Raw genomic sequence first — 21,132 nt, forward strand, 5'->3', positions numbered from 1 at the left:
CATGCATTGATTAGGAAAACCTACCGGGGGATCAGCAGCAGCCCTGAAGGCTGCGTGAACTGGATAAACGCAAGGAGGTAACGATGAAAAAAGCATGGATTATGTTATCGACATTGGGAGCCATGTTGATGTTTCACTCAAATGCAATGGCCGGCGAAACAGTCATCAGTATCAACAATCAGTCTGGCATGCGACTACATGTCTATGCTGCCGGCCTAACAGAGGTGGCGCAAATGGCACCGGGAAAGTGGGCACATATTACCCTGCCCTTGAACTATCGCTATCGCGGATCAACCTTCTCCACCATGCAATTAATGGTTGTTGGTGGAGGCTCATGGACTGCGGACAGAAGCGGCTGGACCACATATGCACATATGAAAACTTGTGCCATCCATGAATTCAAAAGAAACGCCGGTAAACTTACTTGGAATATTACTGGAACGGCAATGACCTGCAATGGTCCCCGAGGATACAGGCAATAATCTTTTTGTCCGAACTGAATAGGGCTTTTCAATGCCTGTAGTAGAGACATGCTTAAATCCATTGGCAATTTCACGTTTGGCAGAGAGCCTGCCAAACGTGACTCTTTAGCAGATGCAACAAACCACGCTCAATACCCAAACTCTCCAGAAAGACTCCATGATGAGATCATCTGATCCGCAGCCCCCCACTCTTTCCGATTCATTACGGAGACCAGTTTATTCGAAAAATCTGAGATAGCATTCAAAAGTACCACCTCTTTCTCTTCAGCCAGTTCGCGAATACGTTTGTTATTACTGTCATGGGCCAGTGCCAGCTCTTTCTGCTGATTAAACAACTTATCAAGCTTCGACAGATCCGCTTGAGTTGATCCTCCAGCCTCTTTTTTCTTTGCCAGTTGTGCAGCTCCTGCATCGAGTCTGGCTCTCAACTGTTCTATTTCTTCTCCGAGTTTTTTATTTTCGGCGATCAGTTGATCAAATTCTGCGATGACCGGACCATTGTTAATCTGAGCAGCCTTGGCTTTAAGGGTGTTTAAGAAATGTTCAACACGCGCTTGATTGGGTGTAGTGCCACTTAATTCGGCTATCTTTATCAAGCCCTCCCTCTTCCCCTCTTTTGTGGTTGCCAAAAAGCTGAAAAAAGGCCCTGAAACATGGCGCAGTCTTTCAAATTGAGGCTTGATATAGTTCCTCTCTTCTTCACCTTCAACATAATAATTCAAACCATAGCGTCTTTTTCCGTCAATCTTTGTACTTCCGCTCTTAATGCTTAGTTTTTCATAAAACGGAGCATCAGGGCTGACTTGTCTGGGTAGTTCACCGCTTGAGCTAAAAGCATTCCCTTCTCGATCCACAACAAGATCCACATGTTTCATGTATCTACATTTACCTCGACTAGACTTAAAGGCTATGTAAGAGGCCTGGGTGGTCGCTTGGCCAGGATATATTGGGGCTAGACGCTCATAGACAAAGGGAATCACTGTCTCGCCTTTGGTGTTGATCGCTCCATGTACAAGCATGTTTTTGATCACTCCCGGACAGATTTCAACATCCATCCACTTAGCAACAGCGGCAATGGAGTCATAAAAGTCGGCGGGACTGTAAATCTTGAGACTGCCAAGCAGTGGGTTGCCTCTGTTATCTATGAAAAAGTATGTCTGTTTGTCTCCTTGTGGCTCAAGACTGACCGAGGCCATGCCACTATGAAAATTGGAACTGGCATATGTGTATCTTGGCGGGATCACCGTCTTTCCGGTTTTATCAATATATCCCCATAGACCACTTTGATCCTGAACAGAAGTCAAAAGTGCATCATCAGTAAATCCGTTAACGCTTTTATACTTTGGTTTGACAATCACCTTGAACTGATTGTCCATCAGCCCCCAAGATTTTCCGTCGGGAGAGTAAAAGGCGCGCTCACCTTCCATGACATGAAGGTCATGATATTCAGAGGTCAAAGCCTTGCCCTTGGCGTCTATGAACCAATACTTTTTATTATCACCCTGAACCCTTGCGACTCCATTGCTGAATGCACTGGCGTTGAGAAATGATTTGCCTATCGCCTGTTCGCCACTACTGTCGATAAAAATACTCCTCTTCTCTCCGCCCTCCACCACTTTATAAGCTCCATATCCATCATCAAAGCGGGGATTGTTGAATATCGGGCTGTGATCAGATCCGCCAAGCCGTAGAAATTTCAACTTCCCTGGTTTGATCAACTGCTTCCCATTCTGGTCATACATATGCCACCAGCCATCTTTGGCGGCCACAATATACTTATCATTTCCGGTGGTACGAATTGAATTTTTTTCAAATTCAGCATCTAACAGTATGGAAAATGCGGGATTGTTTTTTTCAATTTGAGCAAGCGATTCCACCGCTAGTCTGGGCGGACTTTCCACTATGGTCGGGGAGGCGGCATGCAGGAATGGCGTAGTGAAAAACAGAAAACTGCCCAGTAAAAGGCAAACACATAGGTAGGACTTCTGACACCAGGGTTGAGCTGAAGTATGAGTGAACAAACTGCTCCGAACTGCAGTTCTGGGCATATATTCCTCCCGGCAGAATGATTGCTTATCCAGTGCAATATTCTTAATATGAGATATTATAAATTATAGAGGGCGATAAAATAAAAATCCAATAAGAAACAGAAATTACGCTCATATAGGTGAAACATATCTGTTGCACTTCAACTGAGGAATGCATGGTTTGAAACGGAGAACTATTTTTTTACTGACTACGCTGTCGCTTCTGTTCTGTAGCGCAAATGGTTTAAATGCCGGATTCTTTACCGTGGCTACGGACAGTCAGCATCAGATGACCTGGAAAGCCCCTGAAACCGGCCTCGTTTGGTACAAGCAGAGCTGCCGATCTTTTCGGGAGAGCTTTGGTGGCCCCGACGCCCTCACCCTGTTCTTTGCCAAAAGCTGGGTTTCGCATCTTAATAACAAGAAGGCCGGTGGTTACTCCGACTGGCGATTGCCGTCTGTTGAGGAGTATAAGAGCATCTTTCGGGAAGGGGCAGGGCAGGTCGTCTATGAATACCGGAGTGTGAAACCGATGCCACTCTATACTTTAGGCTACCTTCCACCCGTTGAAGGAAAGAGGCGCTATGCCTGGTCGCGTGATGGAGATGGAGAGCAGGCTGCCAGTCTTGATTTCCTCTCCGGTGAGATGAAAATGTATCCAAGAGAGCTTGATGTGACCTATGAGTTTGATGCCCTTGCAGTGCGAGGTTCCATTACTAAAGAGAAAGGAGAAAAGCATGAACCTTCACAATAATAAGTTATTTTCCACCCTCCTTTATCTCGCATGCATCATGACACTTCAATGCGCTGTAGTTACACCCTCCCATGCGGTTATGCCTGCGAAGCATTATGACGAGGCAGCCCGCGCCTCCCAAATTAAGGCAATCGCTATCGTTGAAAAAGTCGAGACGGTGGAGAAGACCAAACGCTCCACCCGTAAACGCGTAACATTCAGGTTGGAACGCGCCCTGAGCATGAATACTCCCCAAACCTTTACCGGCACCTGTTATTCCGTTGATCACGCCTGGCAGGAGACCGGAGTGGGAGGCACCATCTATTACTATCCGCAGGAGGGTGCGAAGGTGTTGGTGACTGTAAGCAGTAACGGCAGCTTGATCACCAGCCACACAACGTTGACACCAGAGCTGGAGCAGGAGATTGCGCTCAATGGACTGCGAAATATCTCCTTTGGCATGGGAAAAGCCAGTGTGAAACCGGCGGTCAGGCAAGGCGAAGAAGAGCAGTGGTTCTCCTTTTATGCTGCAGGCAAAACAAAGGGCTTCTTTCATGCCAGCCAAAAACGCAACCGCGAACAACCCATGCTCATAGAATTCACCCATGAACTGCTGCTGGGCGAGTTGGATGGTGATCGACAGATCTATACAGCCATCACCCACTCCCGAGATGACCATACCCTGACGCCCGAATGGCTGCTCATCTCCAGTGATAGCATTACCTCTGAGAAAAGAACGCCCCTTATTAAGCGGGAAATAGGCTTCAGGCTAGATGCTTCGCAAAACACCAATGATGGTATTCTTGCAAAAGGGAAGAGTGATGCCGCAGATGTCGCAATCCCCTCTGCAACCACCACTGATTTTCTGCTCTTTTCATTGATTGAAAAAATGCCCTTTAAAAAAGGCTTCAGCAGATCTTTGAATCTCATCGAGACATTGGAGCTGCATCTGAAGAAGAATGTTGTAATCCGTTATGCGGGAAAAGACACAGACAATCAGAACCTGCATAAATTCATAGAATCCGGTCCGGCACAGGCAACCTATTGGCTCAACAATCAGCACCGACTCATGGAAGTTCACTGGGATGGCGATAAGGTGTTCAAAAGATCAACTCAAGCTGAAGCAATGACCACGCTTCAATAAAACGAGGACTCAAGTATGGACAACCTATGGCCCTGGCTGATTGTGGCACTGTTTATCGGATTGATGCTCTGGCGACAATCCAGAAAGCAGGAGATGGCATTGACTCCCGATGAGATCGTTCCTCTGCTGATCGATAATATCTCTCTTCAAATGGATCACAACACCTTTGAGGAAGAGATGCCAAAGCGTTTAGATGAGGCTGGCATTAAGCTGATGGCCGCCACTGATGAATCGACGCGTTTCGTCTTTGATCAGCCCCGAACCAGTTGGTTTCACTGGGGTTTTTTCTATACCATTGAGATAATCGAAATCAACAAGAAGGGACTTAACCTCTCTGTCGGAATTTACCCCAAAGGGCCAAATCCACCGCGTGGATTACGTTTAAAAAAACATCTGGATCGATTTGTCGCATTGATTGCTGCTGAGTAACTAATATGGAGGCGACCTTCACTGGCCCAAGCCAGCTCGCTTATTATAACTTTGAAGGCAGGTCTTCATCATTCAGGATGGCTGCATGCGTATCCTGTTGCTCTCCGCCTATGATGCCGCCAGCCACCGGCAGTGGCGGTTAGGTCTTGCTGCCAACCTGCCGCAACATCAGTGGACAGTGTTAACACTGCCGGACAGGTTTTTTTCATGGCGTATCCGTGGCAATGCCCTCTCCTGGATTGCCGAACAGCAGGATCTCTTGCAGCAAACATTCGATCTGATCATCGCCACATCGATGGTGGATCTGGCCACCCTGAAGGGGCTGCAGCCCAATCTGGCAGCTATACCCAGCCTGCTCTATTTTCACGAAAACCAGTTCGCCTACCCCGAATCGGGCCATGCCCACAGCAGCGTTGAAGCGCAGATCACTTCGATCTACAGTGCCATGGCGGCAGATCGCCTGCTGTTCAACTCAGCCTATAACCGCAAAACATTCCTGCATGGTGCAAAAGCCCTGCTGAAAAAGATGCCTGATCACGCGCCGCTCTCCGTGATCACCGCACTGGAGGCTAAAAGCAGCGAACTCCCTGTTCCTGTTGATGATATCTGTTTCAGGCAAAAGCAAGGCTCGCCTGATGAGCCTGTGATACTGGTCTGGAATCACCGCTGGGAGTACGACAAAGGGCCGGATCGACTACACCTGCTGTTAAAAGATCTCATGCACAGAGGCGTGGATTTCAGAATCCATCTGCTCGGCCAGCGTTTCCGCAGATGGCCGGAAGCCTTTGATCATATAAAAGAGGTGTTTAAGGCGCAGATTCTCAGTTGGGGTTATATTGAGGATCGTAATGACTATCTGCAGGTACTGCAGAAATCGGATATCGTCTTCTCCACCGCCCTGCATGACTTTCAGGGGCTGGCCATGCAGGAGGCGATCGCCTGCGGCTGCACCCCGGTTGCCCCCAACAGGCTTGCCTATCCGGAATATATTCCGGCCAACTGCCTTAGTGGCTCATATCCGGAAGATCCGGAGCAGGAGGCCTCTGCGATGGTCGAAAAAATCATTGAACTACAGACGAAACCACAACAGCTCGATATCACGCACCGCTCATGGAGCAATCTCGCTGACCGGTATGAGATGCTACTGCACACCAGTATCAAACCCTGAAAAAAGGGTTCACCGGCTCAGGAGATCAGGGAGATGCCTGTAAAGCTGGCATGGAACATCATCAGGCCAAAATAGGCCAGCGCGGCCACCACCAGTGCCACACCATCCTGCATCAGTGAGATCTTCTCATCACTCACCCTGGCACCACGTCGATTAGCCGTGATGATGGTTAACTGAGAGTAGAGCAGGAAGCTTCCGAAAAGCAGCAAGGAGGCCAGATCGCCATTGGCAACCAGATGCCCCGTCGCCCAGAAGGAGACACCCCAGAGCATCGGGTGGGGCGTGATCTTTCTGAGTCTCGATTTAATGATAAATGAGACCATCGCCAGCAGAGCAAACAGCATCAGCAGCCCTGTCACATGCATACCCCATGCTGGCGGCTCATAGATCTCGATAAAATCCGCAGCCCCTTTACCCAGCACAATCAGCACCATGCCAGCCAGGGAGATCAGCGCAAAAACAGCTTTATAACCCTTCTCACCCAGCTTGCTGAGAAGTGAACTCCTCAGTGAAGAGCTGGCGGGCATCAGGTGTATGCCAAAGAAGATGATCAATCCGGCTATCAGAAGTTCCATGTTTTTCCCCCTGTTCTGTATTCCAAAGTGGAGAAAAGTTATGGTTGCCATGTTAAGGTTGAATGAAAGTTATATTTAGGGACACTCTGAATAACTACATCCGTGTAGGTATTCAGCACGCAAAGGAAAAAGTGTCATTATTCCTTTGCTAACAACATCAAGCACTTAGAGTGCATGATGTTGGCAGGCCATCCATAGCCTGCTCGGATACTCTGACTTGTTCAGAGTATCCTTAGGATCAAGGATGACCATGATGAAACCACGCCTGATTATTCTGATGACATCTATCCTCAGCCTGCTTGCAGCCTGCTCCTTTGATAGCGGGGCTGGCAGCATCACCCAGCAGCAGCTGTTAAAGCGCCTGAGCGAAGGAGAGAAGACGCTGATTCTGGATGTGCGTACTGGCGGTGAATATGCGCAAGGTTATATCCCGGGCGCGATGCATATCGACCATCGTGAGATAGAGAGCCGCATACATGAGATCAAAACATATAAAGATAAAACTGTCGTGGTCTACTGCCTTACCGGCATGCGCGCCTCCATGGTTGAGGCCAACCTGATTGAGGCTGGGTTCAGCAAGGTTTTTCATCTGCAGGGTGACTGGTCGGGCTGGCAGGCGGCCGGACTCCCGTTCACCGAACCGAAAGAGAAAAGTGCTCAACTGTGAGTACTCAACCGCAACAATTTAGATTATAGTTTCCCGCTTTATAGCTGGACGAATATTTCTGACTGAGAGAAGTAGCCCTATGAGTTCTAATAAATACATGACAGGCAGTCTTGACCTGACCAAACATGATACCGGCACCGGTGCACACCGCTCACGTATACCGGTATATATGGATTTCCTGCCCCCATGTAACCACGCCTGCCCTGCTGGCGAAGATATTCAGGCCTGGCTGGCACTGGCACAGGCCGGTGAGTATGAGGCCGCCTGGCAGAAACTACTGGAGAACAACCCTTTTCCGGCCATTCACGGGCGTGTCTGTTACCACCCGTGTGAAACCGCCTGTAATCGCAACTACACAGATGACACAGTAAGCATTCATGCTGTTGAGCGCTTTCTTGGCGACCTGGCTATGGAGAAGGGGTGGAAACCCGAATTCACCGCACCTGCCGGTGGCAAACGCGTACTGATTATCGGTGCCGGGCCATCCGGCCTCTCCGCGGCCTACCACCTGATTCGCCTTGGCCATGAAGTGGAGATCCGTGAAGCAGGCCCGTTTGCCGGTGGTATGATCCATTTCGGTATTCCTGCTTACCGCATGCCTCGCAAGGAGCTCAATCAGGAGATTCAGCGTGTTGTGGATATGGGCGCGAAGATCGTTCTCGACTGCCGTGTCGATGATATCGAAGCAGCCAAAGCTGAGGGCGGCTTTGATGCTGTGTTCGTTGCCGTGGGCGCCCACCTGAGCAAAAACATTGAGATTCCAAGCCGTGATGCCCGCAAGATGATGGATGCGGTAAGCTTCCTGAAAAGCGTGGAACATGGTGAAGATCTGCAGCTCGGTCGCAGGGTCGCTGTTTATGGCGGCGGCAACACTGCCATGGATGCGGCACGCACAGCCAAGCGCCTTGGTGCTGAAGAGGCGGTGATCATCTATCGCCGTGATCGCGCCAGCATGCCTGCCCACGATTTCGAAGCTGATGAAGCAATCGAAGAGGGCGTGAAGATCAACTGGCTGCGCACCATCAAAGAGATCGACTGCACCACCATGACCGTTGAGGTGATGGAGCTCGATGAAAATGGTCGTCCGCAACCAACCGGTGAGACTGAAACACTTGAGACCGATGCCCTGATTATGGCAGTAGGTCAGGATACCGACACCGGCTTCCTGAAAAAGGTGGAAGGCATTGAGTTCAACCGGGATGGCACGGTAGTGGTTGGCCCGAATATGATGACCGGAGCAGACGGTGTGTTTGCCGGTGGTGATATGGTGCCAAGCGAGCGCTCGGTCACTATCGCTACAGGGCATGGTAAAAAAGCGGCCCGTTATATCGATGCCTGGCTGCGTGGTGATGCCTATGAGCCTGCCGCCAAACACCCGATTGTCGAACATGACAAACTTCAACTCTGGTACAGCACCGAAGCACCAAAACGGTCACAGGGTGAACTCTCTCCTGAACAGCGTCTGGGCGGTTTCGAAGAGATTCTGCAGGGATACAGTGAAAAAGAGGCGCTGTTTGAGGCCAAACGCTGCCTCTCCTGCGGCAACTGTTTTGAGTGTGACGGCTGCTACGGCTCCTGCCCGGAGGATGCGATCATCAAGTTGGGTAAAGGCAAACGTTATATGTATGACTACGACAAATGCACCGGTTGCGCCTCCTGTTTTGAGCAGTGCCCGTGCCATGCCATTGAGATGGTCAAGGAAGAGACTACAAGCACAGGTCAGGAATAAGGGTGGGTAACGACACGATGACTGAGAAGAATAAAGCCAAACAGATCACCTGCGATGGCGGCACCGCTGTTGCCCATATCGCCTACCGGGTCAATGAGGTCTGCTCGATCTACCCGATCACCCCCTCCTCCGATATGTCGGAGCTGTGCGATCAGTGGGCGGCTCAGGGTAAACCCAACATCTGGGGACAGGTTCCCGAAGTCATTGAGCTGCAGTCCGAGGGTGGTGCAGCCGGCACCGCGCATGGCGCGCTACAGACCGGAGCTCTGACCACCACCTTTACCGCATCGCAGGGTCTGCTGCTGATGATCCCCAACATGTACAAGATTGCCGGTGAGTTGACCTCAACGGTATTCCATATTGCAGCCCGTTCACTGGCTACGCAGGCGCTCTCGATCTTCGGTGACCATCAGGATGTGATGGCCGCCCGCTCCACCGGTTTTGCTGTGCTCTCATCTGCCTCTGTGCAGGAGGCGCATGATGCAGCCCTGATCGCACATGCCGCGACGCTGAAGGCGCGCGTACCGTTCATGAACTTCTTCGACGGTTTCCGCACCTCGCATGAGATCAATAAAATCAGCCTGATCTCCGATGATCAGATCAAAGCGATGATCGATGATGAACTGGTCTTCGCCCATCGTCGCCGCGCCCTGAACCCCGATAATCCATTCATTCGCGGCACCGCACAGAATCCGGACGTTTACTTCCAGGGTCGTGAAAGCTCCAACGCCTTCTACAATGCCGTACCCGGCATCGTACAGGATACGATGGATCAACTGGCCGGATTGACCGGTCGCCAGTACCACCTGTTTGACTACTTCGGTGCAGACGATGCAGAGCATGTGATTATTATCATGGGCTCAGGCACTGAAACGGTTGAAGAGACTATCAAGGTACTCAATGCGCAGGGAGCCAAACTTGGCGTGATCAATGTGCGTCTGTTCCGTCCGTTCTCGCGCCAGCACCTGCTTGCGGCACTACCTGCAACAGTGAAGAAGATCGCTGTGCTTGATCGTACCAAAGAGCCGGGCGCCTATGGTGAGCCGCTCTATCAGGATGTCATGGCTGCACTCTCCGAATCGGTGATGATCGGTGAATTGCCTGCCCTGCCAAGGGTGGTTGGTGGCCGCTACGGCCTCTCCTCCAAAGAGTTTACTCCGGCCATGGTCAAAGCTGTGTTTAATGAGCTGACCAAAGCGACGCCGAAAAACAGCTTCACCATCGGCATCAATGATGATGTGACCCATACCAGCCTTGAGTATGACAAGAGCTTTAATATTGAGCCTGCCAATGTGACCCGTGCCCTCTTCTTCGGCCTGGGCTCCGATGGCACCGTTTCAGCCAATAAAAACAGCATCAAGATTATCGGTGAGAACACGCCGCTGAACTGTCAGGGTTATTTTGTTTACGACTCGAAAAAAGCGGGCTCACAGACCGTATCCCATCTGCGTTTTGGTGCCGATCTGATTCGCGCCCCTTACCTTGTCGATTCAGCCAACTTTATCGCCTGCCATAAAGCCACCTTTATCTCGCAGGTGGATATGCTCGATAAAGCGGCGCAGAACGCTGTGTTCCTGCTCAACAGCCCGACATCTGCAGCGCTGATCTGGGATGAGTTGCCGAAACCTGTGCAGCAGACCATTATCGATAAAAATATCGATTTCTATGTTATTGATGCCTCTACCGTAGCCCGCAATGCAGGCATGGGTCGCCGCATCAACACCATCATGCAGACCTGCTTCTTTGCCCTCTCCGGCGTACTGCCGCGTGATGAGGCGATTGCCCAGATCAAGGTTGCCATTGAGAAGACCTATGCCCGTAAAGGCATGAATGTGGTTGAACAGAACTTTAAAGCGGTGGATGCAGCCCTTGATCACCTCTACAAGGTCGAGACACCGACCACAGCCACCAGCCAGCACGCTATGGATCTGATGGTGCCTGCACAGGCGCCTGAGTTTATCCAGAATGTGATCGCGCCGATGCTGGCAGGCAAGGGTGATGATCTGCCGGTCTCCATGATTCCGGTGGATGGCACCTACCCTTCAGGTTCTGCGCAGTGGGAGAAGCGTAATATCTCCGACTTCGTGCCCAAGTGGGAGCCGGATGTCTGCATCCAGTGCGGCAACTGCTCATTTGTATGTCCGCACAGTGTCATTCGTGCCAAGTTCTACCATGAGGACCATCTGGAAAATGCCCATGAGGGCTTCCCTTCCGCCCCGGTATCAGCCCGCGGCTTCCCTGAAACCCGCTATACGCTTGAGATCTATCAGGAGGATTGTACCGGCTGTGAAATGTGCGTACATGCATGCCCTGCCTTTGACCTGACCGATGAAACCAAATCAAGAAAAGCGATCAACATGACGCCAAAAGCGCCGATGCTGGAGCAGGGAATTAAGGATGTTGAGTTCTTTGAGACCCTCCCTTACAACGATCGCGGCACCATCGACTACTCATCGGTTCGTGGTGCGCAGTTCCTTGAGCCACTGTTCGAGTTCTCCGGTGCATGTTCAGGCTGTGGTGAAACCCCGTATGTGAGGCTGCTGACCCAGCTCTTCGGTCCACGTCTGCTGGTTGCCAACGCCACCGGCTGTTCCTCTATCTATGGAGGCAACCTGCCCGCCACGCCGTGGACATCGAACAAGGATGGCAGAGGCCCTGCCTGGTCCAACTCGCTGTTCGAGGACAATGCCGAGTTCGGCCTGGGCATGCGCATTGCCGCCGACCAGCACACGCACATGGCCAAGCAGCAGCTGCAGGGGCTGAGTGAATATTTCGATGCCTCATTTATCGATGAGATCATCCATGCTGACCAGAGCATCGGCTCCGGCATCACCCAGCAGCGCGAACGCGTTGAGAAGTTGAAACTGGTACTTGAAGGCATAGATGATCCGCGTGCCAGGAACCTGCTCACCGTGGTTAACCATCTGGTTCGCCGCAGTGTCTGGCTGATTGGTGGTGATGGCTGGGCTTATGATATCGGCTCTGCCGGACTCGATCATGCGCTGGCATCAGGTCGCAATATCAATGTGCTGGTACTCGATACCGAGGTCTACTCCAATACCGGTGGTCAGGCTTCGAAATCGACACCGATAGGTGCCACTGCGAAGTTCGCATCAGCTGGCAAACCGGTCGGCAAGAAGGATCTGGCACTACAGGCGATCTCCTACGGCAATGTTTACGTAGCCCGCGTTGCTATGGGTGCCAACCCGCAGCAGACACTGCTGGCGATGCGTGAGGCCGAAGATTATCCCGGCCCATCCATTATCCTTGCCTATAGCCACTGTATCGCACACGGCATCGATATGACGCAGGGTCTGAATCAGCAGGATATGGCAGTTGCCTCAGGCTACTGGCCACTGATTCGCTACAATCCGATGCTGCGTCAGGCTGGCAAGCGCCCATTCGTACTGGACTCGCCAACACCGACGATGAAGGTGCGCGATTACGCCTACACCGAGATGCGCTACAAACTACTGCAGCGCAGTCACCCGGAAGAGGCGGAACGTCTGATGGGTCTGGCTCAGGAGTCAGCCGATCTGCGCTGGGCCACCTATGAACACATGGCCGAGCAGGATCCTTCTGAGTTCCAGCCCATGAAGTAACAGAGATATCCCCGGCCTGCCGGGGATATTGCTTTAACACTGCCAGACAGGAGCGCACCATGAAGTATGATTATGACATCCTGATCGTCGGATCCGGCCCTGCAGGTCAACATGCCGCCTGGCAGGCTGCTCGCATGGGCAAAAAAGCTGCGATTGTTGAGCGTAAGCCGAGCATCGGTGGCGCCGGGCTGCAGACAGGCACCATCCCCAGCAAAGCACTGCGTGAAGCTGCCTATCTTGCCTCCAGAACAGGTGCGCAGGGTATGCGTGAAGCATCCCGTACAGCCCGTTACGGTGTCATGGCTGAGGCGGTACGACGCAAGGATATGGTCATCACCCAGCAGGAGTCGGTGATCGTAAAGAGGCTACTGAAGTCGGGGGTCAGCCTGATTCCGGGTGAAGCCTCCTTTGTTGATGCGCATACGCTGGAGGTGATGGACAGCTCTGGTGGTTCCAGACAACTGACCGCTGATATTATTCTGTTGGCCACCGGCTCCAGACCACGTCGCCCCTCGCATATCCCGTTTGATAAAAAAACGGTACTCGACTCCACCTCGATCCTCAATCTTAAAAAACTACCAAGAAGCCTTCTGGTGGTGGGTGGCGGTGTCATCGCCTGTGAGTTCGTATCGATCTTTGCTGCTCTCGGTGTTGAGGTCACTGTTGTTGATTCACATGAACAGCTGCTGGCTTATCTCAGTGAAGATGTGGTTGGCGTTCTGGCTGAATCCTTTGAAAATATGGGTGTTGAGTTTCATATGCAGGAGCGCGTAGCTGCGATCAGTATTGAGGAGGGTCGCACGCTTACCCTGCTGGAGTCGGGCAAAAAGCTCTACTCCGAGGCAGTGCTATATGCGCTGGGTCGAGAGCCCAATTCACAGAGTCTGAACACACCAAAGGTCGGCCTTGAGCTGGATCAGGGGTGGATCAGTGTGAATGATAATTTTCAGACCAGCACCCCCAATATCTATGCCGTAGGCGATCTGATCGGCTGGCCTGCGCTGGCCTCAACCGGCATGGAGCAGGGACGCGCTGCCGTACTGCACGCTTTTGCAGGCAAAACGCACGCCATGGCCGAGCATCTGCCGATGGCCATTTATGCGATTCCCGAGATCTCCTGGGTCGGCAAAACCGAGAAAGAGGCGAAAAAAGAGAAGCTTGATTACGTGGTTGGGCGCGGCAACTTTAAAGAGAGCGCTCGCGGTCAGATTATCGGCGACAGCATTGGTCTGGTGAAGCTGATCGTGGATGCCAGGTCGCACAAGTTGATTGGTGTCCATATTGCCGGTGAACATGCCAGCGAACTGATCCATACCGGCCAGCTACTGATGCATTTTAACGGCACAGTGCATGATCTGGTCAGCAATGTATTCAACTATCCGACACTGGCAGAGTGCTACAAACTTGCTGCGCTCGACTGCCTGGAGAATCTGAAACCATAAGCCTTACCTGAGACAGACAAGGGGTACCATTGGGCAATCCCTGCTGTATAATGGCCTGTCTATGGAAGAGACCGTGCGCCGCACCACTGCATGGACATTGTTCATCGCACTCCTGTTTGCCCTGACCGGCAACGCGCATATCGTACTGGCCGCAGAGAAACCAGCCCAACAGCACCGTGAAACTCTGGCTGTCATGCAGATGCTCTACGGTATCGAGGTGCGTGCTGCACACCGTTTCCAGCTATTCTCAGATCGCGCCAGCGCCGAGGGTTATGCCAGTATCGCCCATCTCTTTAAAGCCATCGCGTTCTCCGAGACCATCCATGCCGACCATTTCAAAGCGCTGATCGAAAGCCTCGGCGACAAAACTGCCACCATTGACCTCTCATCCATCAAAGTGGCATCAACCGATGACAATCTTGCATATGCCTCAACCACAGAACTGGCAGAGATCAACAGCCAATACCCCCGCTATATCCGACGCATCGCCCCGGAAGGGCACCAGCAGGCGCAACAGTATATCGAATATGCCTGGGAGGCAGAGAAACATCACCGCAAGCTGATCGAAGAGATGCAGAGCCAGACTGCGCGCCTTTTCAACAAAGTGCTGGCAACCTTCGGCGCAGCAGGTGGCAAACGCTACTACGTCAATCAGACGTGTGGCACCACTGTCACCGAACTACCCGAAGATCACTGCCCGGTATGCCATATGCCGGTAGCAACCTATATCGAAGTCCCAAAGCCCTGACCTCTTCGCTCTGACAAGGAGGCACGGCAAGGCACTATTTCTGTTACAATAGAAGTATGCGCAACTCATTCTCCCCCTCCCGCCTGCTGCTGCTCATCCTGCTTATCTCTCTGCTGCTGGTCGTGGTACAGATGGAACTGGTATCACTGGTCTTTGCAAAGCTCGGACTCTCCCCTAATCAGGGCATGCTGCTTCTGCTCTTCTCTCTGATGGGCAGCCTGCTGAATCTGCCGCTGCTCTCCATCAAGGCAGAGATGCCGAAAGTCGAGATTAAAATCAATACACCGCAGGGGCTGCTGCATATTCCGATTCCGTTTGAAGGAAAAACAGTGATTGCTGTGAATGTTGGCGGTTGTCTGATTCCACTGGTCTTCTCTGCCAGCCTGATTCATCGCTTCCCTATTCCGACCTCTGCACTTCTACTCACAACTGGCCTCTGCTCGATCATCTGCTATCTGGCCAGCCGCCCGATTCCCGGTATCGGTATCGGTATGATGCCGCTCGTCGCCCCGGTCACCGCCGCCATCATCGCCATCACCTTCGGCGGTGAATATGCCGCACCACTGGCCTACATCACCGGCACACTGGGTGTGATCATCGGCGCCGATCTGATGCACATGAAGGATATCTCCAGACTCGGCACCCCCGTCGCCTCCATCGGCGGCGCAGGCACCTTCGACGGCATCTTTCTCACCGGTATCGTTGCTGTGCTACTTACTTAGCATCCGACAATCAGCCAATAAAAAAGGCTCCCGAAGGAGCCTTTTTTATCACCATCTATCAGACAGGTTAGATATGAATGGCACGATCATCGGAATCGAGCACGGATTCGTGGATCATCTCCGAGAGGGTTGGATGCGGGAACATGTGGTGTGCCAACTCTGCTTCAGTAGTCTCCAGTGTTTTGGCGACACCGAGTGAAACGATCATCTCGGTCGCTTCAGCACCGACGATGTGCGCACCCAGCAGCTCACCGGTTTCAGCATGAAAGATGGTTTTGACCATGCCTTCAGTCTCAGCCAGACCCATCGCTTTACCGTTGGTGCCGTATGGCATGCGGCCCACTTTGTAGGGAATGCCCTCTTCTTTGCACGCGTTCTCTGTTTTACCGCATGAACCGACCTGTGGCTGGCAGTAGGTACAACCCGGTACATTACCATAATCAACAGGATGCGGATGTTTCCCGGCAATCGCCTCGACACAGACAATGCCCTCATGGCTGGCCACGTGTGCCAGTGCAGGGGCACCAACCACGTCACCGATGGCGTAGATGCCGGGATGGTCGGTACGATACCAGTCATCCACTGCAATGGTGTTACGCTCCACCTTCATGGCGGTATTTTCAGCACCAATGGCATCGGTATTACCGATCACGCCAACAGCAACCAGACAGACATCACCTTCAACACTTAACTGTTTGCCTTTGGACTCATACGCTACGATAGCTTTGCCATCGACATTTTTCGCCGACGATACCATCGCACCGGTAATAATCTTGATCTTCTGTTTCTTGAAGCTGCGCTCCACCACACGGGAGATCTCATGATCCTCCAGCGGCAGAATCTGATCCGCCGCTTCGATTACCGTCACATCAGAACCCATCGCGTTGTAGAAGTAGGCGAACTCCATGCCGATGGCTCCGGAGCCTATCACCACCAGCTTCTTCGGCAGGGCTGTTGGCGCCAGCGCCTGTTTGTAGGTGATGATCACCTCGTTATCGACATCCATGCCCGGGAATGCACGCGCACGCGCACCGGTAGCCACAATCACATGTTTGGCGGTGACCTGCTTAGAGTTGCCTTCACTATCTTTGACCATCAAGCGGTTATCCGCCTCAAATGTCGCGTAACCCTCGATATGTTCGATCTTGTTCTTCTTGAACAGGAAGCCGATACCACCATTGAGCTTGGCCGAGATGGCACGTGAACGGGCAACGGCCTTCTCCAGATCGGGATTGGCCTCAGTCACACCCAGGCCCAGCGCATCACCACTATGTTTGATGATATTGATCACCTCAGCGGTACGCAGCAGCGCTTTGGTTGGAATACAACCCCAGTTCAGGCAGATGCCACCAAGATGGGTCGACTCGATACAGGCGACCTTGAAACCGAGCTGGGCAGCACGAATCGCCGCCACATAACCGCCGGGGCCGGCGCCAATCACCACCAGATCATACTCGCCATCAGCATTGAACAGACCGGCAGTTTTCAGATGCAGAGCTTCCGCCTCCTCGGCATCGTGCGCTTCATGCGCTGCGATGGATGCCGGATGCAAATCAGGAGCGGATTCTGAACCCAGCTCAACTGCCTCCTCACATTCAACCTCTTCACTGATCGCGATAGCACAATCTGCTGCCGAACCCTCTGCCCGGTAGTCATCTGCAACCTCTTCATCATCCTCACGAATCACGGCAATCGGAGCGCCTACAGTGACAACAGAGCCTTCAGGGGCGATGATTTTGTGCAGCACTCCCTCATCGACAACCTCCATCTCCATGGTCGCTTTATCAGTCTCAATCTCGGCCATCACTTCACCGGAGATGAGTTCATCACCCTCTTTTTTCAACCAGCGGGCAATGCGCCCTTCGGTCATGGTTGGCGATAACTGGGTCATAAAAATATCAATCGGCATTATAAAACCTCATAAAGAATTAACCACAGAGACACTAAGGCACAAAGAAGAGCGAATCATGTTTTTATGCCTCTTTGCACTTGCATGGTTCGTATTTAAATAAGCGTTCCGGCAGGGCGCTCGATATGTTTCTTCAAGGCTGCCAGGAACTCAGCACCCACAGCACCATCCACCACGCGGTGATCACAGGAGAGGGTCAGGGTCATCATCTTCCTCACCACAACCGCTCCATTTTCAACAACCGCGCGCTCATCAGTACCACCGACGGCGAGAATCGCACCTTCGGGCGGATTTACAATAGCAGCAAACTGCTTCACACCATACATACCAAGATTGGAGATCGAGAAGGTGCCACCTGAATACTCTTCAGGCTGCAATTCACCAGCCCGTGCACGGGTTGCCAGCTCTTTTACTTCCGCAGAGATGTCGGAAATTCCCTTCTGCTCGGCAAAACGGATCACCGGAGTGATCAGACCTCCGTCAATAGCCACCGCCACCGAGATATGGGCATGTTTATGCAGCAGGGTATCGCGATCTGTCCAGCTGGCGTTGGCAGCAGGCACATCCACCAGCGCCTTGGCAACCGCTTTAATAACAAAATCATTTACACTGAGCTTGAAGGCGCCATCAGCAGCTTCATTCAGCTGAGCCCGGAGATCCATCAAACGATCCATGCTGACATCCACACTCAGATAGAAGTGTGGCACCTGCTGTTTGGACTCAGACAGGCGGCGGGCAATGGCCTTACGCATCATCGAATTCTCAACGCGCTCAAACTCATCCTCATGGTATGGAAGCGGACCGGCAGGCAGCGGACGCGCCGGAGGTGCTACAACGGCAGCCGTTGCGCCACCGATATTGATGCCGCGCCTGACTGCTTTCTCAACATCTGATCGGGTAATACGGCCATTGGGACCGGTGCCTGCAATGGCCGCCAGATTAATCCCCTTCTGTTTGGCCAGTCGACGTGCCAGAGGACTGGCTTTGATACGTCCCTTGCGTGCCACAGGAGCCGGGGCCACAGGTGCAGCAACAATCTCAGCTACAGGTGCAGGGGCCTCTTCTACAGCAGTAGCCTGCGCCTCTTCTGCGGCCGGAGCAGCATCACCAGCGGCTGGTGCATAATCGGCAGCAACCTCTTCACCCTCCTCGGCAATCACGGCAATCACACTGCCGACAGGGACAGTGGCGCCTGCAGGTGAAAGGATTTTGTGCAAAACCCCTTCATCGACAACCTCCATCTCCATTGTCGCTTTATCGGTCTCCACCTCGGCCAGAATCTCTCCTGATTCCAGGGTATCACCCTCCTTCTTCAACCAGCGGGCTATTTTACCTTCGGTCATGGTTGGCGAGAGCTGAGTCATAAACAGATCAATCGGCATAATTTTCCTCGAATTTTTTTACCACTAAGGCACAGAGGCACAAAGAGCATACGGAAAATACTTTGTGCCTTCGTGTCTCTGTGGTGAGTTCCATCAAGCTTTTCCGCAGGCCACACGGGCTGCTTCAACAATATCTGCCACACTTGGCAGTGCCAGCGCTTCAAGGTTGGCCGCATACGGCATCGGCACGTCTTTTCCTGTCACACGAATCACCGGCGAGTCGAGATCATCAAATCCGCGCTCCATAATACGGGCAGAGATCTCAGCGCCAATACCGGCAAAGCGCCACCCCTCTTCAACCACTACAGCGCAGTTGGTTTTGGCCACAGATCTGAGGATCGTATTCTCATCCAGCGGGCGAATGGTACGCGGGTCTATCACTTCGGCTTCAATACCCTGCTGGGCCAGCACTCTGGCCGCCTCAAGCGCAAAACCGGTCATGCGTGAGTGCGCCACGATGGTGACATCAGAGCCGACACGTTTCACATCGGCGACACCCAGAGGAATGATGTACTCCTCATCCGGCACTTCTCCGACATCACCGTAGTTGATCTCATTTTCGATAAATACAACCGTATCATTGTCACGGATCGACGCTTTTAACAGCCCCTTCGCATCAGCCGGATTGGATGGCATCACCACCTTCAGGCCGGGCACATTGGCCAGCCAGTTCTCCAGACTCTGCGAGTGCTGCGCACCAACACGGGCAGCAGAACCACCGGCGCCACGGAAGACCATCGGACAGCTGTACTGACCACCGGACATATACTTCATCTTGGCGGCAGCATTGACGATCTGATCCAGTGCCAGAATGGCAAAGTTCCAGGTCATAAATTCAATCACCGGACGCAGGCCCGCCATTGAGGCACCCACGCCAAGACCGGCAAAACCGAGCTCGGTGATCGGGGTATCAATCACCCGCTTGGGGCCGAACTTCTCCAGCATGCCCTGGGATACTTTGTAGGCGCCATTATATTCAGCCACCTCTTCGCCCATCAGGAAAACGCGATCATCACGTCGCATCTCTTCACACATCGCCTGATTCAGCGCTTCTCTATAAGTAATCTTGCTCATGAGTTCTCACTTCCGGGGTAGGGATAGGCGTGTTCAATAGGATCACTGTAGATATCAGTCCACAACTCTGCAGCATCGGGTTCGGGCTGCGCTTCAGCCGCCTTGCCAATGGCTGCGACCTCTTTCTTGATATCCTTATCTTTCTGTTTGAAGTGCTCTTCAGTGGCCAGACCCGCCTCAATCATCTGAACCTGCAGACGGGCAATCGGATCACGGCCGGAACGCCACTCATCCACCTCGGCACGGGTACGATAGGTGGCCGGATCAGACATGGAGTGACCGCGATACCGGTAGGTCATCGCCTCAACCAGAATAGGACCTTTACCTGAACGGGCATGCTCCATCGCCTCGCTCATCTTCTTCTCAAACTCCAGCACATCCATGCCATCGATCTTCATGCCGGGAATCTTGAATGAGATGCCGCGTTTAAAGAGCTGGGTCTCTGCCGATGCACGATCCAGCGATGTACCCATGGCGTACTGGTTATTCTCAACCAGAAATACGATCGGCAACTTCCACAGTGCCGCCATATTAAACGATTCGTAGACCGCACCCTGATTGATGCCGCCATCGCCCATAATGCAGATGGTCACACGACCATCCTCCTTGTACCAGCTGGAGAAGCCGAACCCGAGCCCGATAGGCACCTGCTCGCCAACAATGCCATTACCGCCGGCAAAGTTCTTGTCGATATCAAACATATGCATCGAGCCGCCCTTGCCTTTGACAATACCTCCGGCTTTTCCAAGCAACTCAGCCATAACCGCTGTCGGGTCTGAGCCACGCGCCAGAATATGGCCATGGTCACGGTAACTGGTCATCATATAGTCGGTAGCTTCGGCTGCATGTTGCAAACCGACGCAGACCGCCTCCTGACCATTACAGAGGTGGCAAAAACCACCGATCTTTTTCAGGCCATAAAGCTGGCCCGCTTTCTCTTCGAAACGGCGGATAAAAAGCATCTGGTCATGCATCTCATGCAGACTCTCTTCAGAGAAGAAATGCCCGTCATGGGTGATACCAGCTTCCGATTTCTGCTTTGCAGACATGGTGCCTCCGGCAATGATTGGATAGGCCAAACCGCTGTTTTCAGGCAGCAACTCAGCAAGCAGAGGCAAATGTGGGATTTAGCCTCTGCTGACAAAATCGAACACAAAATATATCCGATTCTGGCGCCCCTTCCACAGGGGACACGGCAGCCTTTACGCGTCAAAGCTAGCCTAAATGAGATGGCGGATGCTGCCGTCAGCATCTAACGGCAGCAACCACAACCATTTTATACACTTTTATTGCGATAAA

Annotated in this window: 17 protein-coding genes; 11 read left to right on the forward strand and 6 right to left on the reverse strand. The window is 52.4% G+C overall.

Going from position 1 to position 21,132, the window contains the following annotated elements:
- Positions 1–83 precede the first annotated feature (83 nt).
- Positions 84–482: a hypothetical protein gene (locus F3F93_RS00960; protein ID WP_176957285.1), complete on the forward strand. Its 399-nt coding sequence runs from the start codon at positions 84–86 to the stop codon at positions 480–482.
- A 128-nt stretch (positions 483–610) separates the two neighbouring features.
- Here F3F93_RS00960 and F3F93_RS00965 read toward each other — a convergent pair whose 3' ends face one another.
- Positions 611–2,359 (reverse strand): WG repeat-containing protein, encoded by a 1,749-nt coding sequence (locus F3F93_RS00965; RefSeq protein ID WP_176957286.1) that lies wholly within the window; start codon positions 2,357–2,359, stop codon positions 611–613.
- A gap of 415 nt (positions 2,360–2,774) precedes the next feature.
- Here F3F93_RS00965 and F3F93_RS00970 point away from each other — a divergent pair, with 415 nt between their 5' ends.
- The 4 genes from F3F93_RS00970 (at position 2,775) to F3F93_RS00985 (ending at position 5,983) form a co-directional block, all read left to right on the forward strand.
- Positions 2,775–3,263 (forward strand): DUF1566 domain-containing protein, encoded by a 489-nt coding sequence (locus F3F93_RS00970; protein ID WP_176957287.1) that lies wholly within the window; start codon positions 2,775–2,777, stop codon positions 3,261–3,263.
- Complete coding sequence (locus F3F93_RS00975; RefSeq protein ID WP_176957288.1) at positions 3,247–4,386, forward strand: hypothetical protein; 1,140 nt, start codon at positions 3,247–3,249, stop codon at positions 4,384–4,386. The genes F3F93_RS00970 and F3F93_RS00975 overlap by 17 nt, the downstream gene beginning before the upstream one ends.
- Before the next feature lie 15 nt (positions 4,387–4,401).
- Positions 4,402–4,815, forward strand: a complete 414-nt coding sequence (locus F3F93_RS00980) for a hypothetical protein (protein WP_176957289.1) — start codon at positions 4,402–4,404, stop codon at positions 4,813–4,815.
- An 85-nt stretch (positions 4,816–4,900) separates the two neighbouring features.
- The gene (locus tag F3F93_RS00985; protein ID WP_176957290.1) at positions 4,901–5,983 is read left to right on the forward strand and encodes a DUF3524 domain-containing protein; all 1,083 of its coding nucleotides are present in this window, start codon (positions 4,901–4,903) and stop codon (positions 5,981–5,983) included.
- A 17-nt stretch (positions 5,984–6,000) separates the two neighbouring features.
- Here the strand turns inward: F3F93_RS00985 and F3F93_RS00990 are convergent, their stop codons facing one another.
- A complete protein-coding gene (locus tag F3F93_RS00990) occupies positions 6,001–6,558 on the reverse strand; it encodes an NnrU family protein (protein WP_176957291.1) in 558 nt (185 codons plus the stop codon).
- A 250-nt stretch (positions 6,559–6,808) separates the two neighbouring features.
- On the opposite strand from F3F93_RS00990, the gene F3F93_RS00995 reads away from it, so the two are divergent.
- From F3F93_RS00995 to F3F93_RS01020, 6 genes are all read left to right on the forward strand, one after another.
- A complete protein-coding gene (locus tag F3F93_RS00995) occupies positions 6,809–7,225 on the forward strand; it encodes a rhodanese-like domain-containing protein (protein ID WP_176957292.1) in 417 nt (138 codons plus the stop codon).
- A gap of 79 nt (positions 7,226–7,304) precedes the next feature.
- Positions 7,305–8,954, forward strand: coding sequence for an NAD(P)-binding protein (locus F3F93_RS01000; RefSeq protein WP_176957293.1), 1,650 nt, complete (start codon positions 7,305–7,307; stop codon positions 8,952–8,954).
- Between the two features lie 17 nt (positions 8,955–8,971).
- On the forward strand, positions 8,972–12,556 hold the full coding sequence (nifJ, locus tag F3F93_RS01005; RefSeq protein WP_176957294.1) for a pyruvate:ferredoxin (flavodoxin) oxidoreductase: 3,585 nt from the start codon (positions 8,972–8,974) through the stop codon (positions 12,554–12,556).
- A gap of 59 nt (positions 12,557–12,615) precedes the next feature.
- The gene (sthA, locus tag F3F93_RS01010) at positions 12,616–13,998 is read left to right on the forward strand and encodes a Si-specific NAD(P)(+) transhydrogenase (RefSeq protein ID WP_176957295.1); all 1,383 of its coding nucleotides are present in this window, start codon (positions 12,616–12,618) and stop codon (positions 13,996–13,998) included.
- Positions 13,999–14,059: 61 nt separating this feature from the next.
- On the forward strand, positions 14,060–14,746 hold the full coding sequence (locus F3F93_RS01015; RefSeq protein WP_176957296.1) for a rubrerythrin family protein: 687 nt from the start codon (positions 14,060–14,062) through the stop codon (positions 14,744–14,746).
- Between the two features lie 56 nt (positions 14,747–14,802).
- Positions 14,803–15,468: a DUF1614 domain-containing protein gene (locus tag F3F93_RS01020; protein WP_176957297.1), complete on the forward strand. Its 666-nt coding sequence runs from the start codon at positions 14,803–14,805 to the stop codon at positions 15,466–15,468.
- 67 nt (positions 15,469–15,535) lie between these two features.
- On the opposite strand, the gene lpdA is transcribed toward F3F93_RS01020, so the two are convergent.
- The 4 genes from lpdA to pdhA form a co-directional block, all read right to left on the reverse strand.
- Positions 15,536–17,377, reverse strand: coding sequence for a dihydrolipoyl dehydrogenase (lpdA, locus tag F3F93_RS01025; RefSeq protein ID WP_176957298.1), 1,842 nt, complete (start codon positions 17,375–17,377; stop codon positions 15,536–15,538).
- A 95-nt stretch (positions 17,378–17,472) separates the two neighbouring features.
- Positions 17,473–18,759 carry a pyruvate dehydrogenase complex dihydrolipoamide acetyltransferase gene (locus tag F3F93_RS01030; protein WP_176957299.1) on the reverse strand — a complete coding sequence of 429 codons (1,287 nt, stop codon included), beginning with the start codon at positions 18,757–18,759 and terminating at the stop codon, positions 17,473–17,475.
- Between the two features lie 93 nt (positions 18,760–18,852).
- Positions 18,853–19,833, reverse strand: a complete 981-nt coding sequence (locus F3F93_RS01035; protein ID WP_176957300.1) for a pyruvate dehydrogenase complex E1 component subunit beta — start codon at positions 19,831–19,833, stop codon at positions 18,853–18,855.
- Entirely contained in the window at positions 19,830–20,951 is a 1,122-nt protein-coding gene (gene pdhA, locus F3F93_RS01040; protein WP_241696874.1) for a pyruvate dehydrogenase (acetyl-transferring) E1 component subunit alpha, read from the reverse strand. Before pdhA ends, F3F93_RS01035 begins: the two co-directional genes overlap by 4 nt.
- Positions 20,952–21,132 lie beyond the last annotated feature (181 nt).

Origin of the sequence: Mariprofundus sp. KV, assembly GCF_013387475.1 — a bacterium.
Taxonomy (GTDB): Bacteria; Pseudomonadota; Zetaproteobacteria; order Mariprofundales; family Mariprofundaceae; genus Mariprofundus.

Excerpts from the sequence above, each read along its gene's own strand:
- F3F93_RS00960 (WP_176957285.1), top strand. The coding sequence starts at position 84 with ATGAAAAAAGCATGGATTATGTTATCGACATTGGGAGCCATGTTGATG.
- F3F93_RS00975 (WP_176957288.1), top strand. The coding sequence starts at position 3,247 with ATGAACCTTCACAATAATAAGTTATTTTCCACCCTCCTTTATCTCGCA.
- F3F93_RS00980 (WP_176957289.1), top strand. The coding sequence starts at position 4,402 with ATGGACAACCTATGGCCCTGGCTGATTGTGGCACTGTTTATCGGATTG.
- F3F93_RS00985 (WP_176957290.1), top strand. The coding sequence starts at position 4,901 with ATGCGTATCCTGTTGCTCTCCGCCTATGATGCCGCCAGCCACCGGCAG.
- F3F93_RS00990 (WP_176957291.1), bottom strand. The coding sequence starts at position 6,558 with ATGGAACTTCTGATAGCCGGATTGATCATCTTCTTTGGCATACACCTG.
- F3F93_RS00995 (WP_176957292.1), top strand. The coding sequence starts at position 6,809 with ATGATGAAACCACGCCTGATTATTCTGATGACATCTATCCTCAGCCTG.
- F3F93_RS01000 (WP_176957293.1), top strand. The coding sequence starts at position 7,305 with ATGAGTTCTAATAAATACATGACAGGCAGTCTTGACCTGACCAAACAT.
- nifJ (WP_176957294.1), top strand. The coding sequence starts at position 8,972 with ATGACTGAGAAGAATAAAGCCAAACAGATCACCTGCGATGGCGGCACC.
- sthA (WP_176957295.1), top strand. The coding sequence starts at position 12,616 with ATGAAGTATGATTATGACATCCTGATCGTCGGATCCGGCCCTGCAGGT.
- F3F93_RS01015 (WP_176957296.1), top strand. The coding sequence starts at position 14,060 with ATGGAAGAGACCGTGCGCCGCACCACTGCATGGACATTGTTCATCGCA.
- F3F93_RS01020 (WP_176957297.1), top strand. The coding sequence starts at position 14,803 with ATGCGCAACTCATTCTCCCCCTCCCGCCTGCTGCTGCTCATCCTGCTT.
- lpdA (WP_176957298.1), bottom strand. The coding sequence starts at position 17,377 with ATGCCGATTGATATTTTTATGACCCAGTTATCGCCAACCATGACCGAA.
- F3F93_RS01030 (WP_176957299.1), bottom strand. The coding sequence starts at position 18,759 with ATGCCGATTGATCTGTTTATGACTCAGCTCTCGCCAACCATGACCGAA.
- F3F93_RS01035 (WP_176957300.1), bottom strand. The coding sequence starts at position 19,833 with ATGAGCAAGATTACTTATAGAGAAGCGCTGAATCAGGCGATGTGTGAA.